This is a genomic window from Pseudomonas sp. MWU12-3103b (assembly GCF_023100615.1).
Classification (GTDB): Bacteria; Pseudomonadota; Gammaproteobacteria; order Pseudomonadales; family Pseudomonadaceae; genus Aquipseudomonas; species Aquipseudomonas putida_A.
In genome coordinates this window covers 13703-30422 of sequence record NZ_JALMEY010000026.1, presented here as the reverse complement: position 1 = coordinate 30422, position 16720 = coordinate 13703, and the positions used below count along the sequence as shown (strand labels likewise).

Annotated in this window: 16 protein-coding genes and 1 pseudogene; 6 read left to right on the top strand and 11 right to left on the bottom strand. The window is 60.3% G+C overall.

Annotation, left to right across the window (positions count from 1 at the left end):
- Positions 1–97: 97 nt before the first annotated feature.
- On the bottom strand, positions 98–1453 hold the full coding sequence (locus M0808_RS27560) for a GntP family permease (protein ID WP_097085886.1): 1356 nt from the start codon (positions 1451–1453) through the stop codon (positions 98–100).
- An 82-nt stretch (positions 1454–1535) separates the two neighbouring features.
- Positions 1536–2069: a gluconokinase gene (locus tag M0808_RS27555; RefSeq protein ID WP_027612589.1), complete on the bottom strand. Its 534-nt coding sequence runs from the start codon at positions 2067–2069 to the stop codon at positions 1536–1538.
- A 216-nt stretch (positions 2070–2285) separates the two neighbouring features.
- Here M0808_RS27555 and M0808_RS27550 point away from each other — a divergent pair, with 216 nt between their 5' ends.
- Positions 2286–3317 (top strand): LacI family DNA-binding transcriptional regulator, encoded by a 1032-nt coding sequence (locus M0808_RS27550; protein WP_210558845.1) that lies wholly within the window; start codon positions 2286–2288, stop codon positions 3315–3317.
- 143 nt (positions 3318–3460) lie between these two features.
- On the opposite strand, the gene M0808_RS27545 is transcribed toward M0808_RS27550, so the two are convergent.
- The gene (locus tag M0808_RS27545) at positions 3461–4333 is read right to left on the bottom strand and encodes a LysR family transcriptional regulator (protein WP_247843106.1); all 873 of its coding nucleotides are present in this window, start codon (positions 4331–4333) and stop codon (positions 3461–3463) included.
- A 122-nt stretch (positions 4334–4455) separates the two neighbouring features.
- Between M0808_RS27545 and M0808_RS27540 the strand changes: the two genes are divergently transcribed.
- The 3 genes from M0808_RS27540 to M0808_RS27530 all read left to right on the top strand — a co-directional run bounded on the left by M0808_RS27540 (position 4456) and on the right by M0808_RS27530 (position 7163).
- The gene (locus tag M0808_RS27540; RefSeq protein WP_096795052.1) at positions 4456–4896 is read left to right on the top strand and encodes a PACE efflux transporter; all 441 of its coding nucleotides are present in this window, start codon (positions 4456–4458) and stop codon (positions 4894–4896) included.
- A gap of 125 nt (positions 4897–5021) precedes the next feature.
- Positions 5022–6446, top strand: coding sequence for an MFS transporter (locus M0808_RS27535; protein WP_247843105.1), 1425 nt, complete (start codon positions 5022–5024; stop codon positions 6444–6446).
- A 156-nt stretch (positions 6447–6602) separates the two neighbouring features.
- Positions 6603–7163, top strand: a complete 561-nt coding sequence (locus M0808_RS27530; RefSeq protein WP_097086278.1) for a hypothetical protein — start codon at positions 6603–6605, stop codon at positions 7161–7163.
- 126 nt (positions 7164–7289) lie between these two features.
- Here the strand turns inward: M0808_RS27530 and M0808_RS27525 are convergent, their stop codons facing one another.
- Together M0808_RS27525 and M0808_RS27520 are read right to left on the bottom strand one after the other, a co-directional pair.
- The gene (locus tag M0808_RS27525) at positions 7290–8609 is read right to left on the bottom strand and encodes a PAS domain-containing methyl-accepting chemotaxis protein (RefSeq protein ID WP_098968445.1); all 1320 of its coding nucleotides are present in this window, start codon (positions 8607–8609) and stop codon (positions 7290–7292) included.
- 406 nt (positions 8610–9015) lie between these two features.
- Positions 9016–9906, bottom strand: a complete 891-nt coding sequence (locus M0808_RS27520; protein WP_247843104.1) for a LysR family transcriptional regulator — start codon at positions 9904–9906, stop codon at positions 9016–9018.
- 99 nt (positions 9907–10005) lie between these two features.
- On the opposite strand from M0808_RS27520, the pseudogene M0808_RS27515 reads away from it, so the two are divergent.
- A pseudogene (locus tag M0808_RS27515) lies at positions 10006–10610 on the top strand (glutathione binding-like protein).
- A gap of 125 nt (positions 10611–10735) precedes the next feature.
- Here the strand turns inward: M0808_RS27515 and M0808_RS27510 are convergent.
- The 4 genes from M0808_RS27510 to M0808_RS27495 form a co-directional block, all read right to left on the bottom strand.
- Complete coding sequence (locus M0808_RS27510) at positions 10736–11749, bottom strand: ABC transporter substrate-binding protein (RefSeq protein WP_247843103.1); 1014 nt, start codon at positions 11747–11749, stop codon at positions 10736–10738.
- The gene (locus tag M0808_RS27505; protein WP_247843102.1) at positions 11746–12273 is read right to left on the bottom strand and encodes a sigma-70 family RNA polymerase sigma factor; all 528 of its coding nucleotides are present in this window, start codon (positions 12271–12273) and stop codon (positions 11746–11748) included. The genes M0808_RS27510 and M0808_RS27505 overlap by 4 nt, the downstream gene beginning before the upstream one ends.
- A 124-nt stretch (positions 12274–12397) precedes the next feature.
- Entirely contained in the window at positions 12398–13189 is a 792-nt protein-coding gene (locus M0808_RS27500; protein ID WP_247843101.1) for a PhnD/SsuA/transferrin family substrate-binding protein, read from the bottom strand.
- Between the two features lie 157 nt (positions 13190–13346).
- Positions 13347–14288 carry a fatty acid desaturase gene (locus M0808_RS27495; RefSeq protein WP_247843100.1) on the bottom strand — a complete coding sequence of 314 codons (942 nt, stop codon included), beginning with the start codon at positions 14286–14288 and terminating at the stop codon, positions 13347–13349.
- 324 nt (positions 14289–14612) lie between these two features.
- Here M0808_RS27495 and M0808_RS27490 point away from each other — a divergent pair, with 324 nt between their 5' ends.
- On the top strand, positions 14613–15023 hold the full coding sequence (locus tag M0808_RS27490) for a GNAT family N-acetyltransferase (protein ID WP_134787165.1): 411 nt from the start codon (positions 14613–14615) through the stop codon (positions 15021–15023).
- A gap of 121 nt (positions 15024–15144) precedes the next feature.
- On the opposite strand, the gene def is transcribed toward M0808_RS27490, so the two are convergent.
- On the bottom strand, positions 15145–15684 hold the full coding sequence (gene def / locus M0808_RS27485; RefSeq protein WP_003227403.1) for a peptide deformylase: 540 nt from the start codon (positions 15682–15684) through the stop codon (positions 15145–15147).
- Positions 15685–15686: 2 nt separating this feature from the next.
- Positions 15687–16637: a YihY/virulence factor BrkB family protein gene (locus M0808_RS27480; protein ID WP_098965233.1), complete on the bottom strand. Its 951-nt coding sequence runs from the start codon at positions 16635–16637 to the stop codon at positions 15687–15689.
- Positions 16638–16720 lie beyond the last annotated feature (83 nt).

Below are 16720 nucleotides of genomic sequence, written 5' to 3'. Positions count from 1 at the left end.
GCAAGCCCGCTCCCACAGGGGTAATGCATTCATCCTGATATCGTCGTGCACAAAAAAACCGCATCGCTGCGGTTTTTTTGTGTCTGCAAGAAGCTGCTTAGACGAACAGCGACAACAGCAGGATAAAGCCCAGGCCCACCACCGACAGGATGGTTTCCATCGCGGTCCAGGTCTTGAAGGTTTCGGCCACGGTCATGTTGAAGTACTGCTTCACCAGCCAGAAACCGGCGTCGTTCACGTGGGACAGAATCAAAGAACCAGCACCGGTGGCCAGCACCAGCAGCTCACGGTTGACGCCCGGAATCATCCCCACCACCGGCACCACGATGCCGGCGCCCGTGATGGTCGCCACGGTGGCCGAACCGGTGGCGATACGAATCACCGCCGCCACCAGCCATGCCAGCAGGATCGGCGAGATCTGCGCGCTGACTGCCATGTGGCCGATCACGTCGCCCACACCACTGGTCACCAGCATCTGCTTGAAGCCACCACCGGCACCGATGATCAGAATGATCGCGGCGGTCGGCGCCAGGCTCGCGTCCAGCCACTTGAGCATCTGCTGCGAACCGATGCCCTGCTTGTGACCGAAGGTGTACAGCGACAGCAGCAAGGCCAGCAGCAGGGCCGAGATCGGGTGACCGATCATGTCCATCCAGGTGCGGAAGAAGTGACCGTCCGGCAGCGCCACGTCAGCGAAGGTTTTCAGCAGCATCAGGAACACCGGCAGCAGCACGGTGATCAGGGTGATGCTGAAGCTCGGCAACTTGGTTGAGTCGTCGCTTTCACGGGCCAGTTGATCGACCAGCTCCTGATTCGGCGTGCCGGGAATGTGCTTGGCGATGAAGGTACCGAAGATCGGACCGGCAATGATGGCGGTCGGCAGCGCAACGATCAGACCGTAGAGGATGGTCTTGCCGATGTCGGCGCCGAACACGCCGATCGCCAGCAGCGGACCCGGGTGCGGTGGCACCAGACCGTGTACCGCGGACAGACCGGCGAGCAGCGGGATACCGATCTTGATGATCGACACACCGGTGCGGCGGGCAACGATGAACACCAGCGGAATCAGCAGCACGAAGCCGATTTCGAAGAACAGCGGGATACCGACCAGGAACGCGGCGAACATCATCGCCCACTGCACTTTGTCCTTGCCGAACGCGCGGATCAGGGTCTGGGCGATCTGATCCGCCCCGCCCGACTCGGCCATCATTTTGCCGAGCATGGTGCCCAGCGCGAGGATGATGCCGACGAAACCGAGCACGCCACCGAAGCCGTCCTGGAACGCCTTGATGATGGTGCCGATCGGCATGCCGGACGTCAGGCCGAGGAACGCGGCCGCGATGGTCAGCGAGATAAAGGGGTGAATCTTGAATTTGGTGATCAGGATAATCAGGCCGATTACCGTGACCACTGCATCGAGCAGCAGGTAGGCGTCGTGGGACATGCCAAACATTGGGGGTGTCTCCTGGCTTGTTGTTGTTATTAAAGCGGGTTAAACAGAATTCGTGAGGACAGCGCTAGCTCTTTCAACACACTCATACCGCCTGTTTCAAACCGTGGGCCTGCCACCAGACGTGCGCCTGGGCAGCCAATTCTTCAACGCTGTGGATCGAAGCATTCAGCGCCAGGGTCAACGGCTCGCCGACTGGTGATTCGAGGGTGGCGAACTGGCTTTCGATCAGCGTCGCCGGCATGAAGTGGCCCGGGCGATGCGATACGCGGTCGGCGGCCACTTCAGGGGTCAGCTCAAGAAACACGAAGCCCAGGCCCGGCAAGGCACTGCGCAGCACTTCGCGATAACTGTGTTTAAGGGCCGAGCAGGTCAGCACCGGGCGTTTACCCGATGCATCGACGCGACGCAGTTCATCGCACAGGCTGTCGAGCCAGCCGGCACGGTCGTCGTCGTTCAGGGGGATCCCCGCGCTCATCTTTTCGATGTTGGCGGCCGGATGAAAAGTATCGCCTTCAATGGCAGTGGCGCCGCTCAATTGGCACAGGGCCTCGCTGACGCACGTCTTGCCGCAACCGGCAACGCCCATGATGACCAGGGCGGTGATGGGATGACTCATATAACACCTCAGCGCGCAGACAGCGCTACCTTTGCTAGCTATGACTCTAGTGCACAGGCAGAAGTTGCCGACGCCTTCTTGTCGTTTTTTTGGGTTGCAGCAGGTTTGTTCCCAACGCCAAAAAGCGAAGATCAGGCAGGACCTCGCTTACGCATTTGCAGCTGCATCAGGACAGCGCTACCTTAGTGCCTTGATTTTTGTTTGGCAAGCCGCCCGATGACCACCCCTAAAAACGATAAAAACACTCGCACCACCGGCCGTCCCACCCTTAATGAAGTTGCCCGCCTCGCCGGCGTGAGCCCGATTACCGCCTCCCGCGCCTTGCGCGGGGTCAGCACGGTGGCCACGGAGCTGGTGGAAAAAGTGCAGAAAGCAGCCAGTGAACTCAACTACGTGGTCAACCCTGCCGCCCGCGCCCTGGCCTCGGCGCAAAGCCATTCGGTGGTGGTGCTGGTGCCATCGCTGTCCAACCTGCTGTTCATCGATACGCTGGAAGCCATTCATCGGGTGCTGACACCCAAGGGCTTCGAAGTGCTGATCGGCAACTTCCACTATTCGCGCGATGAAGAAGAGAACCTGCTGCGCAACTACATGGCTTATCAGCCGCGTGGTTTGCTGCTGACCGGGTTTGATCGCACGGAAAGTTCGCGGCGGATGATCGAGGCCAGCAATATTCCCTGCGTGTACATGATGGAACTCGACAGCGCCGCCGGCGTGAATTGCGTGGGTTTCTCGCAGCTCAGCGCCGGCGAAACCGCGGCCGAACATTTGCTCTCGCGCGGTCGCAAGCGTCTGGCCTACATCGGTGCGCAACTCGATCAGCGCACCTTGTTGCGCGGTGAAGGTTTCCGCAAAGCCCTGCAGAAGGCCGGGCGCTACGACCCGGATCTGGAAGTGCTGACGCCGCGCTCCTCGTCCGTGGGCCTGGGCGGTGAACTGTTTCTGCAATTGCTGGCGGCGCATCCGGATGTCGATGCGATCTTCTTCGGCAACGACGACCTGGCGCAGGGTGCGCTGCTGGAGGCGCTGCGCAACGGGATCAAGATCCCCGAGCAGGTGGCGATTCTCGGCTTCAACGACTTGCCGATGTCCGAACACATGGTGCCGCGCCTGAGCAGCATCAACACCCCACGCGAGGCGATCGGCCGGCGTGCGGCGGAGCAAATGTTGACGTTGATGGCGGGCAACAGCGTGACGCGACCGGTTGAGGATATGGGTTTTGAATTGAAGATTCGCGAGAGTACCTGAAACCTCCTACAAGGATCGCCTGCACACTGCAAAATCCTGTGGGAGCGGGCTTGCTCGCGAAAGCGGTGGATCAGTCAGCACATACTTTTCTGACACACCGCCTTCGCGAGCAAGCCCGCTCCCACAGGAGATCTGTGTCGGGTTCAGTGGCTGAGCAGTTCGACGAGGGCCAACGCGCCCTTCTGCAACGGCTGGCTCTTGAGCCACACCGCGTGCACCGGCAGCACCAGGCCATTCTCGATATTGCGGAAATTCAGCCGCTTCAAGCGCCCGCTGTCCAGCCACGGCTGCACCACCGACAACGGGAAATTGCCCCAGCCCAGCCCTGCCTCGACCATCTCCAGCGCCGCCTCCAGGGTGTCGGTGCGCCAGTGCGATTCGGCCACCAGCGGCCGGGTTTCGCTGATCGGCAAGTCGCGACTGGCGACGAAGATCTGCCGCACATGCACCAGGTCTTCGAGAAACAGATCCTGCCCCTGCAACAACGGACTGTCCGCCGCCAGCGTGGCGATCATCCGTTCGCTGCCGACAAACTGAAAACGCTCCAGCACGTTCATGCTCAACCCGGCGAACGCCAGGCACACGCTGACGCGGCCACTGTGCAGCATCGCCAGCACATCGTCCTGCGGCGCGGTCAGTACCTCAATGTCGAGCAGCGGATGACGCTCGGCAATCACCTTGATCGCGGCGAGCAAACGCCGACGGTCGATGTCCGCGACCACGCCAATCGACAGCTTGCTCTCCAGCCCCAGGGACAACTCCACCGCGTGCACTTGCAGTTGCTTGAGCTGCTCGGCGATCAGCCGTGCATGGGGCACCAGTGACAGCGCCATGGCCGTCGGCTGCGGTTCGCGGTGGCTGCGATCGAACAAGGCATAGCCAAGCTCCGCCTCCAGATTGCCGATAGCCATGCTCACCGCCGACGGCACCCGCCCCAAAGCGCGGGCAGCAGCGGAAAACGAGCCACGCTCGATCACTGCGAGGAACAGTTCGATGCTGTCGCTGTTGAAATTCACTTCATCTACCTATCACCAAAACTGAAAGCTACTGACTTTTTCTGTCACGCCTATTGAAGCTATCTTTTGCCGTCTCCGCCAGTCTCGCTGGCCAACACGTTGCAAGAAAGAGGCAAATCTCCATGCAAGGCGTCAAACGCAAACTGGTCTACGTGTCGCTCTACGAAGTGATCGGCATGACCTTCTCCGCCCTCGGCCTGGCGCTGTTGTCCGGCACGTCGCCCGGCAGCACCGGCCCACTGGCGGTGATCATTACTACCATCGCGGTGACCTGGAACTTCATCTACACCTCGCTGTTCGAGCACTGGGAAAGCCGCCAGCAGTCACGCACCCGCACGGTCAAGCGGCGCATCGCTCATGCAGTGGGTTTTCAACTGACGCTGATCGTGTTCCTGATTCCGCTGATCGCCTGGTGGATGAACATCAGTCTGGTGCAGGCGTTCCTGTTGGATCTGGCGCTGATCATCTTCATCCCGTGCTACACGTTTGCCTTCAACTGGCTGTTCGATCGCGTCTTCGGCTTGCCGGCCTCGGCGCTGCCCGATTCGACCGCTGCGGCATAAATCGTTAATTGGTAAGCAGTTATTGCAAGAAATCGGCGGTTCTCCGGGGCTAACCGCCGAAATTCACAATCCGCGAACTCCGATAGCAGGCTAAGCTTTTCCATCAATAAAAAATGGATCCGCAGATGACTGCTCATGCCCCCGCCGCCGCGCAACGCGACGGCATCGACCCGATACGCGCCGCCGAGATTTCCGCCCGCATCGACCGCCTGCCCTCCGTCGCCACCATCTGGCGACTGGTGGCGCTGTTGTCGATTGGTGGTTTCTTCGAACTCTACGATTTGTTCCAGACCGCCTACATCAGTCCGGGGCTGATCCGTGACGGGATATTCGCCACCGGCAATCAGGGCGTGTTCGGCTTCTCCGATCAGGCAGCGTTCGCGTCGGCGACCTTCCTCGGCCTGTTCCTCGGCGCGAGCCTGCTCAGCCCGTTGGCCGATCGATTCGGCCGTCGCGCGATCTTCACCTTTGCGCTGGTCTGGTACACCGTGGCCACGGTGCTGATGGGCATTCAAAGCTCGGCGTTGGGCATCATCTGCATGCGCTTTCTGGTGGGCATCGGCCTCGGTATCGAGCTGGTGACCATCGACGCCTACCTCTCGGAACTGGTGCCCAAACGCATGCGCAGTTCGGCGTTTGCCTTCGCGTTTTTCGTACAGTTTCTCTCGGTGCCGGCAGTGGCACTCATGTCCTGGTGGCTGGTGCCGCAGGCGCCGTTCGGTGTGTCCGGCTGGCGTTGGGTGGTGTTGGCGAGCGCGGTGTTTGCACTGTTCATCTGGTGGCTGCGCAAGCGTCTTCCCGAGTCGCCACGCTGGCTGGCGCAACATGGGCGTTTCGATGAAGCGAACAGGATTCTCGACGACATCGAAGCCCGCTGCGAGAAGGATCACCGCCAACCGCTGGACGCTCCAGAAACGGTGCCCGTCGATGTCGAGGGCAAGGGTCGCTTCGCCGACATCTGGCAGCCGCCATATCGGCGTCGCGCATTGATGCTGATCGTGTTTCACGTGTTCCAGGCGATCGGTTTCTTCGGTTTTGGTAACTGGCTGCCGGCGTTGCTTTCCGGCCAGGGTGTGAGCGTCACCCACAGCCTGATGTACGCGTTTATCATTACCCTCGCCTACCCGCTCGGGCCGTTGCTGTTCGTGAAGTTTGCCAACCGTTTCGAGAACAAATGGCAGATCGTCGGCTCAGCCCTCGGCGCGATGACCTTCGGCACTCTGTTCGCGTTGCAGACCAGCGCCTTCGGCCTGATCGTCTGCGGAGTGATGATCACCTTTTGCAATGCGTGGCTGAGCTTCAGTTATCACTCGTACCAGAGCGAACTGTTCCCGACCAACATCCGCGCCCGGGCGGTGGGTTTCTGCTATTCGTTCAGCCGTTTGTCGACGGTGTTCAGCAGCCTGTTGATCGGGCTGTTCCTCGACCACTTCGGCACGCCCGGGGTGCTCGCGTTCATCGTCAGCAGCATGCTGATCGTGATGCTGACCATCGGCTGGTTCGGCCCGCGCACGCGCAATCTGGCGCTGGAAAACATTGCCCACCGCTGAAGGCCACACGGTCATCCTCTGCCGCCTGACGGCAAGGGATGACCGCTTTGCTGCGCATGCCACAACAGCAACGCGTTGCAATTGCGGGATTTGCCGCAAAGGCACGCTAATTGCTGCGACAGGCCTGTCAGCAATAACTCAAAGGTCTCCATCATGATGTTGGTCAGTGCCAAACAGCAGCAGCTCATCCACCTGCCCAAGCGGCTGGCGGATGACGCGACCACAACCGCCGCTGCCGGTCTGCAGAGCGGCCTGCACGGCGCCATGCTGCAATCGCTGCAGAACCAGGCCCAGTCGCAGGCGACCGACGCGACCTCCAAGGTTGAGGATTCGGCCACGCAGATCGCCACCCAGCAAGTGGCCGCCGCCACGCGCATCAGCGATAACGTCGACGAAGCCTTCGCCAAGACCCGTGTCGGCCTGCAAACCACCGACGCCACGGCGGCCGGCACCACCACCGGGACCTCGGCCACTGACGCGTTCAAGGACTACATGAGCAAGTCGCCGGAACAGCGCCTGCGCGACAGTATCCTTCAGAGCATGGGCATCACCGAAGACGACATCAAAGCCATGCCGCCGGAGAAACAACTGGCCATCGGCAAAGAGATCGCCGAGCGTCTGCAGGACAAGATGAAGCTGGCGCAAGCGGAAAAAGACAACGTCAATGACGTCAAGGACAGCGACAAACTGGCGGACAAGTTTCTCGCGGCGCTGTGATCTGAAAGTTGCTTAGAAACCAATGTAGGAGTGAGCCTGCTCGCGAATGCGGTGTGTCAGTCACTGGATCAGTAACTGATGTACCGCAATCGCGAGCAGGCTCACTCCTACCGTTGTTGATGGGTGTCAGTTTAGTTGCAACGTCGCATTGAACTGCCCGATCGCATCCACCACATGCCGTGATCCCTGCTGAATCTCCAGAATCACCTCCCCCGCCTCGTTCGCCAGTTCCACACCCAGCCCGGTGCGGCTTAGGCTCGACTGCATGCTCGACACCGCGCTCAGTGACAGGTCATGGTTTTTGCGTACCACTTCGACAATCTCCAGGGTCGCCTGACTGGTGCGCGCCGCGAGGCTGCGCACCTCATCCGCGACCACGGCAAATCCGCGTCCGTGTTCACCGGCTCGCGCCGCTTCGATGGCCGCGTTGAGCGCCAGCAGGTTGGTCTGGTCGGCGATGCCGCGGATGGTCTGGACGATGGTGCCGATGATGTCCGACTGCTTGCTGACCGCATCGATGCTCAGCGCCGCTTCGTTGAGGTCGCGGGAAATGTCCTGAATGATCTGCACCGTCTGCTGCACCACCTGTGAGCCCTTTTGCGCGCAGGCGTCGTTTTGTACCGAGGTGCTGTGGGCCGATTCCGCGGCGTTCTGCAAGGTAGTCATCTGCTGGGTGATGTCGCTGGCGAACTTCACCACTTTGTACAAACGGCCCTTGGTGTCGAACAGCGGGTTGTACGAGGCTTCGAGATAAACCATCTGTCCGGACTTGTTCTTGCGCTCGAAACGGTGCGAGTGATATTCGCCGCGATTGAGCGATGCCCAGAATGCCTTGTATTGCGCCGACTCGGATTCGGAACGGTGACAGAACATGCTGTGGTGATGGCCAACGATTTCGTTGAGCGAGTACTGCATGGTTTTCAGAAAGTTGTCGTTGGCGGTAATCACGTTGCCGTCCGGGGTGAACTCGATCACCGCCATCGAACGGCTGATCGCCGCCAGCATGCTTTCTTCTTCGTGCTCTTTGTTGACCCGGGCGGTGATATCCGACGCGACCTTGATGACACTTTTGACTTGTTTGTCCGGGCCGTACACCGGCATGTAACTGGCTTCGAGCCAGATCTCCTTGCCGGACTTGTTCAAGCGCAGAAACGTGCCACTGATCGGCTCACCCCGGGCCAGGTCGCGCCACAATCTGGCGTACTCCTCGCTGCGGTAAAACGCTTCTTCGCAAAACACCCGGTGATGTTTTCCCCGCACTTCCTCAGCGCTGTAACCCATGGTCTTGCAGAAGTTTTCGTTGGCATCCAGAACAATGCCTTCGGGGGTAAATTCGATCATCGCCATCGAACGGCTGATCGCTTCGAGCTTGGCGTTGGCTTCGGTCAAGGCGCAGCTGAAACGCTCGATTTCCTGCAGGTCAGCCTTGTGATGTAGGTTGAACATGGTTGTATCACCTTCCGCGCGGTCTTTTGATTTGATGAAAGTCAGGTCTTTCAGCATCCACCACTACGTTCCACAGAACAGGCACACGCATTCCTCCACGGGAGGAAGTTGTCAGGTGATAAATGATGTTTTAATCCGAGGGTCCATGCAGCAACGCTCTAATCAAGACATCCTTCTCTTGATAGCCCAGCAGCGGGCCAGCCCTAACGTGCAGAAAACTTCCATGTACAACTTGCTCCTTGTTGGTTCAGTGTCCGGTGCCTTGGGTTGCGCACTCTGGCAGCGTTGAAATCACGGCTAACAGATGACGGTCGACATAGTTAGTTACAGCTAGCATAGCCAGCGCCATGCCGTGCGCAAGGCCACTAGTCGGCCAGTATCTGGCACTTTTTGCACAAGAAACGGTTCAGCGAGCTGTCGCGACTGCCGTCTCCGCCACCAGATCCAGCAACGCCTGCACCGTCGCTGACGGCGTCTGCCCCGAAGGCAGCACCAGCGAAAACACCCGTTCGATACGTGGCTGCAAGGCAATCACGCGCAAGCCCTGACGCTCGGCCGGCAAGGTCATTTCCGGCACCAGGGTCACGCCGAGATTTTCCCGCACCAACGTGAAGGCGCTGCTCCATTCGCGCACCTCGACCCGCACGTCCTGCAACTGCAACCCGGCTTCAGCGGCGAGGCTGCGGGCGTTGGTCGAGCAACCGCCGGTGGCCAGCACAAAGGGCAGCGCCGTCAGTTCTTGCAGGCTGACGCCCTGCTCGATCCCCCGCAGCGCCAAAGGGTGCCCTGCCGGCACGACCGCCACCCATTCATCACGGCCCAACGGCCCGGCATTGCGCTCGGGCGCCGGGTTGAGCACCACACCAACATCCACCAGACCGGCCGCCAGCAAGGTTTCCACCTCGTCGTCGCTGACCTCCAGCGCCACCACTTCGATCCCCGGATACAGCCGATTGAACTGGCGCAACAGCGGCGGCAGAAAACTCGCCAACACCATGGGGAAACTCGCCAGACGAATTGTCCCGCGCAGCATCGGGCGCACGCTGTCGACGGTCTGGCGAATGGCCTCCAGTGCGCCGAGCATCAGCCGCGCCTGCTCGATCACCGGCAGGCCGATGGCGGTGGGCAAGGTCTGTCGGCTTTCGCGGCTGAACAGTTGCACGCCGAGGGTTTCTTCCATCAGCGCCAAGGCTTGGCTCGCGCCGGACTGGGTCATGCCGACCCGCTCGGCCGCGCGGGTGATGTTGCCGTGATCGGCGACGGCGACCACCAGCCGCCAATGCATCAGGTTCATCATGGCAGTAGCTGTCCTTATGGCTGCTTTCTGAAAGATTAATTTTACCGAGGGTGCGGCGCACTATGACACTGGCGCCAATTCCTCACCAGAGAGCTGCCGATGAAGCTGTATTACGCCCCGCAAGCCTGTTCACTGGCGCCGCACATTGTGTTGCGCGAACTGAAGCTGCCCTTCGTGCTGATCCGCGTCGACAACCGCAGCAAGCGCACCGCCAGCGCACCGCCAGCGGCGAAGACTTTCTCGCGATCAACCCCAAGGGCTACGTCGCGGCCCTGCAACTGGACGACGGCGCGGTACTGACCGAAGGCCCGGTGATCCTGCAATATCTGGCGGATCTTCAACCACAGTCAGGGCTGGCGCCGGCGCCCGGCAGTTTCGAACGGCTGCGTTTGCAGGAGTGGCTGAATTTCATTTCGAGCGAGATCCACGGCAGCCTCGGCGCGCTGTTCGATGAGCGGTTGCCGGCCGAGGTGATCAAGGAGAAGTTGTTCAAGCGTTTTGCGGTGTTGGTCAGGGTGCTGGAGCAGCAGGAGTATCTGTTGCCGAGCGGCTTCAGCGTGGCGGATGTGTTGCTGTTTGTGGTGTTGCGTTGGGCCGGGTTGTTCGGGATCGAACTGGCGCAGTGGCCGGCACTGGCGCGGTTTCAGGCGCGCGTCGAGCAGCGGCCGACCGTGATCGCGGCGTTGGCGGCGGAAGCGGCGTAAGTCTTTAGATCATTCGCGAGCAAGCCCGCTCCCACACTGGATTTGTGGCGTGCACGATCCCCCTGTGGGAGCGGGCTTGCTCGCGAAGGCGTCCGTTCAAACAACGCAGATCAACCGGGAGAAACTCAAAGCCCCGCCGTCACCTTGCTCGCCACCTCCCCCGGTACCCACGCCTGCCACACCTGCGGCTGATCGCGTAAAAACGCTTCGGCTACCTGCCGTGGCGGCTGGCGTTTTTCGCTCATCCCGGCCAGCGTCTGGTTCAGCAGATCAATCGGCAAATCGACTTTCTCGAAGAACGACACCAGCTCCGGGTATTGCGCCTTGAACGGCGCCGACACGCCAATCGCCAGGCTGGCCGGCATCGAGCGGGTGCCCTTGGGATTCGGGTTGTTGGCATCGGCCAGGGTTTTCCAGGCTTCAGCATCGAACGGCGGCTCTTCGAGCTTCACCAGTTTGAAGCGCCCGAGCAGCGGCGTCGGCGACCAGTAATAGAACAGCACCGGTTTGCCGCGTTTGATCGACGACGCCACCTCGGCATCCAGCGCCGCGCCGGAGCCGGTGCGGAAGTTGACGTAGCTGTCGGTCAGCGCATAGGCCTTGAGCTTCTGGCTGTTGACGATCTCCGAAGTCCAGCCGGTCGGGCTGTTGAGGAAGCGTCCACGGCGCGGGTCTTCCGGGTCGCGGAACACGTCCTTGTAGCGCGGCAGGTCGGCCACCGATTTCAGCTCCGGGGCCAGCGGTTTGATCCCGCGTTCGGGGTCGCCCTTGATCACGTATTCCGGCACCCACCAGCCCTCGGTCGCGCCCTTGACCGTATCGCCAAGGCCGAACACCTTGCCTTCATTGGCCGCCTTGACCCACGCCGGACTGCGCCCGGCCCATTCCTCGCCGATCACCTGAATATCGTTTTTCGCCAGCGCCGCTTCCAGGCTGACGGTGCTGCCCGGCAGCGTGTCGGTCGGGTACCCGTAACCTTTTTCGACGATCAGGCGCAGCACTTCGGTGATGAAACTGCCGCTTTCCCAGGTGATGTCACCGAAGTGGATCGGTGCGGTTTTTTCCGCCGCCGAAACAGCGCCGAGGCTCAGGCTCAGCGCCAGCAACGAACGGCCAAGCAGGGTTTTGATCGATCTCATGCGGACCTCTTGTCTGTCAGGATTTGGTTGGCGCTGTGGCGATCGCACAGGGCTTGGGAGCGGCTCATGTAAACGCTGACCGAACGCTGGGAGATGCCCAGTTCGGCGGCGATTTGCGGATAGGTCAGGCCATCGATCCGTGCCAGCAGGAAGGTCGAACGGACCTTGCCCGGCAGGCGTTGCAGGCTGTGATCGAGGCGTTTGAGGGTCTGGCTCAGTTGCGCGAGGTCTTCAGGCGAGATAGCGACCTCGACGTCGATCTGCTGCGCATGCCGGCGCTCCAGATCCGCCCGGCGCCAGCGCTGATAAAGCAAGCGCTGAGCAATCGTGGTGAGCATCGCGCGGGGTTCGCGAATCGCCGTGATACTGGGCGCCTGAAGCAATTGCGCGAAGGTTTCGGCGGCTATGTCTTCCGCGCCTGCGGACTCGTGCAGATGTCGGCTCAGGTAAGTGCACAGCCAGCGGTAGTGGGCGCGGAACAGAGCGTCGAGATGATTGCGGTGAGCGGTGTCGGCGCCGGACATGAGGGCTCCTGGGTAAGGGTCGCTGAATGTCCGGTGATCCGGTGGCGCGATCGTAGCAAGGCGCCTTATGCATTAATAATATTTATATTTCATTTTTATATTCTTTTTTGAGATATAACGCTGTTCAGCGCAAGCGGCCGTAGCCCAACTCTTCAGCCTCACGTTGATAGTCGAGCAAGATCTGATAATCGCTTTCGCTGGCGGGCAACACTTCAGGCAAGCCGAGGATCTGCGCCACATCAGGCAATTCACGCAACGCCTGATTCATTACCCGGCGCAACTGTTCGATCTGCTCATTCGTGGCAGTCGCGGCGGTGATAAACGGCAACGTCGGGCTAAACGCACTACGCGCCACAACCCGCAATCCGTTGACCTCCTCAGGTGCGTATTGAGCAAGGCAGGCATAGGTCACGCTGTCGATCGCCGCCAGATCGGCGCGCGCTTCACGCAGCCAGCGCAGACTTTCGCGGTGCGCCCCACTGATGCCGACCGTGGCGAAGAACTGCCCGTCGCGGTGTAAGGGCGCCAGACGCTGGCGCAACAGGTTCATGCCGCTGTTGGAATCTTCACTGTTGATCACCCCGCGACTGCCGCGAAAATCCGCCAGGTTTTTGCGCGCATCATCGGCACGGCTGAGAATCAGGCTGCAGTGCTTGCCGGCAGTGGCATCGGGCAGTTCGTAGCGCGGGCGACCGACGATGCGTACCTGATCGCGCAGCAAGGTCATCAAGGGATAGCCGCAGGTCTGGGTCAGCAGCAGATCCGGGGATAACCAAAGCTCGGGGAGCGACATGCTTGCGGCGTTCAGGCGGGAGTGGCCGAGATGTTCGAGAATGCGAGAGATCCAGCGTTCGTTGGCCAAGCGGATGGGCTCGGGGGCGGTGTACATCAGCAGTTCGAGATGGTGTTGGGTCATACACGTTATTTCCCTGCAAATACTTCCCCCTGTGGGAGCGGCGGTGCGACGATTCGACTTGCTCGCGAAAGCGGTGTGTCAGACACCAGACATGTCACTGTTCTACCGCATTCGCGAGCAAGCTCGCTCCCACAGGGGTTTTGTGGTGTTTTTGAAGTCAGTGGAAAGGATGTTGCGGACTGTCGATCGGCCTGAATCCATGCTGCCGCCACAACTGCCCATAACCCTGCACCAGAAACCCGCCACTGCGCGCTACCCATTGTTCGCGGCGCATCCGGTAGGCCGCCGGCAAGTCGTACCACGCCAGCCCCGGCAGGTCGTGATGCACCAGATGAAAATTCAGATTCAGAAACAGCCAGCGCCACGGCCAACCGGCCTCGTTGAGCACGGTGCGCTGCTCCGATTGAGCGTGCGGGCGGTGTTCATAGTAGGAGCGGATCATCGCGATCGACAGTGCCGGCACACTGATCAGCAGCAGGTAATGCCAGACCGGCAACACGCTGAAGCGCGCGATAAACCACAGCATCAACACGCTGAACGCACCATGGGTCAGCCACATCAGCCAGGCCTGACGCTCGCGGTTTTTCAGGCGTTGCAGTTCTTCGGCAGCCAGCGCGATCAATCCCAGCGGCGCACCAATGATGAAGCGGCCGATTACGGTTTTATTCAGCCAGTGCAGGCTGCGTTCGAACAAGGAACTGCCCTGCCAACGCACGGCCGTCAGATAACGGCTTTCCGGATCGATGCCGGGCACAGTCAGGTGTTCATCGCGGTGATGCAGCAGATGGCTGTCGCGATACAAGGTATACGGGTACCACACCGCAAAAGGTGCGTAGCCGAGGATTTTATTGAAAAGCACCGAGCGGGTCGGGTGCCCATGCAGCAATTCATGCTGCACTGACAACCACAGCACCAGCAGCGGAATCAGCAGCAATGTGCTCAAGCCGCGACCGAGCCACTGACTGTTAATGATGATCGAGAACCAGCCGCCATACACGCCGATCAGCAGCAGCCAGGTCGGCCACTCGGTGCGGGCAGTGAAGCGCTGGCGCAGGGTTTCGATCTGCTGGCGATGGTCGGCGTCGAAGTAATTCGGCATGGCGTGGCTCGGAACGGGAATCTTCCCCTTCTGTGCAACGAAGCCGAGCAATCTTGCAGATTATTTTTGCGCTGAAACGGGAGCCCGGGGGACGGGCTCCCGAAGGACGTGATCAATGACCGAAAATATCGACCTTCTTGGCTTTCTTCTCTGCACGCTTTTCAATCGCCGTCTTCACCGGTTTCTTCTTCGCGGCTTTCTTTGAATCCATACCTTTGGACATGATGCGTACTCCACTCACAGGGATGTAGGCTCAGGTATACACCTATCGCGCGGCGCGCGTTCTTTTATAATCGGCGCTTTGCCCGCCGCCAGTCCGATCCCATGCCCGATACCCGATACGTCCTGCTCGACGAGCCTTTGTGGCCGTTGATGAACAAGTTTTACCGCAGCCACCAATCGTCGATGAAGGCGGTGCGCGATGCGCAGTTATGGGTGGCCCGTCGAGAGGACATCGTTGCCGCATTGTGCTTGCGGCCGGTGGCGGGCGGGTACTGGTTGACCGGATTGTTTGTTGATCCGGGTTGCCGTGAGCAAGGGATCGCCGGAGAGTTGATCACGGCGGCGGTGAAGGATTTGCAGGAGCCGGTGTGGCTGTTCTGTCATCCGGACTTGCGCGGGTTTTACGAGCGGCGCGGTTTCAGTTTCGATCCCGCCCTGCCCTACGCACTGGCCGAGCGGTTGAGCCGGTATGCGCGGAGCAAGCCGATGATTGCGATGGAACTGGAACCATAAAAATCAATTGTGGGAGCGGGCTTGCTCGCGAAGACGTCGTGTCAGTCGCTGCATCAATTGACTGATACGACGCCTTCGCGAGCAAGCCCGCTCCCACATTGGGATAGAGGTGTTCTCAGGATCAATCGTCAGCCGTTGGATCGAGATCCGGGAACATCACTTCGGTAAAGCCGAACTTGCTGAAATCGGTAATCCGCGACGGATACAAGCGGCCGATCAGGTGATCGCATTCGTGCTGCACTACCCGCGCATGGAAGCCTGACGCCACGCGTACGATCGGCTCGCCCTTGGGATCAAAGCCTTCGTAGCGAATCTGCTGATAACGATCCACCGCACCGCGCAGGCCGGGCACCGACAGACAGCCCTCAAAGCCCTCCTCGGTCAGCGGACTCAGCGGCGTGATCAGCGGATTTATCAGGATCGTCTGCGGTACCGCCTCAGCGTCCGGGTAGCGTTCGCTGTGCTCGAAACCGAAGATCACCAATTGCAGGTCGACGCCGATCTGTGGCGCGGCGAGGCCGACGCCACCGACACTTTCCATGGTCTGGAACATGTCATCGATCAGTTGCCACAGCTCGGGGCTGTCGAACATTTCCGGCGGCACCGGTGGAGCAATGCGCAGCAGGCGTTCGTCGCCCATTTTGAGGATTTCACGGATCATGGTCAGGCTTCGTCAGTGTCCGGCTTGAGCGAGTGGTCACGCCCCAGGCCAGAAACATGTTGTTTGGGATGCTCATCGAGTTCGCCGGGGACTTTCTCGCCCTCGTCCTTGCCCTCGCTGGACATGTGTTCGATCACCGCATTCATCTCGGCGCCGAGCAGCAGCACCGCCGAGGAAATGTAGAAATACAGCAACAGCACGATGATCGCCCCGATGCTGCCATACATCGCGTTGTAGTTGGCGAAGGTTTTGACGTAGAACGCAAAGCCCAGTGAGGCGATGATCCACACCACCACGGCGAGTACCGAGCCGGGGGTGATGAAACGGAATTCCTGTTTGACGTCGGGCATCACGTAATAGATCAGCGCCACGGCGACCATCATCAGGATCACGATCACCGGCCAGCGCGCAATCGTCCACACAGTGACGATGAAATCTTCCAACCCTACCTGCGCGGCAATCCAGCCCATCACTTGCGGCCCGAGCACCATCAGCGCGGCTGCCACCAGCAACATGCCGGCAATGCCGACGGTGTAGAACACCGACAGCGGAAAACGCTTCCAGATTGGCCGGCCCTCGACCACGTCGTAAGCGGCGTTCATCGCACTCATCATCAGGCGCACACCGGCAGACGCGGTGTACAGGGCGATGACGATACCGACCGAAAGCAAGCCGCCCTTGGACTGCTGCAACTGATCGATCACCGGGTTGACCTGTTCCAGCGCCTGCGGTGGCAACACCAGTTCCGACTGCAGGCGCAACCAGGTGAAGAAGTCCGGCAGGTGCAGGAAACCGATCAGGGCAATCAGGAACAGAATGAACGGGAACAGCGAGAACAGCATCTGGTAGGCCAGTGCCGAGGCGTAGGTCGACATCTCGTCGTCGACGAATTCAGTGACCGTGCGCACCATCACCCGGTGCAGTGGCAGACCTTTCATGTCTGGAAAAATCATTCGCGTCTCCTTTCGCCGCATTACAGGTTGAAGTCGTGGCGACTCAGGGGCCGTTTTCTACATCACGGTAGCCTACTTGGCGA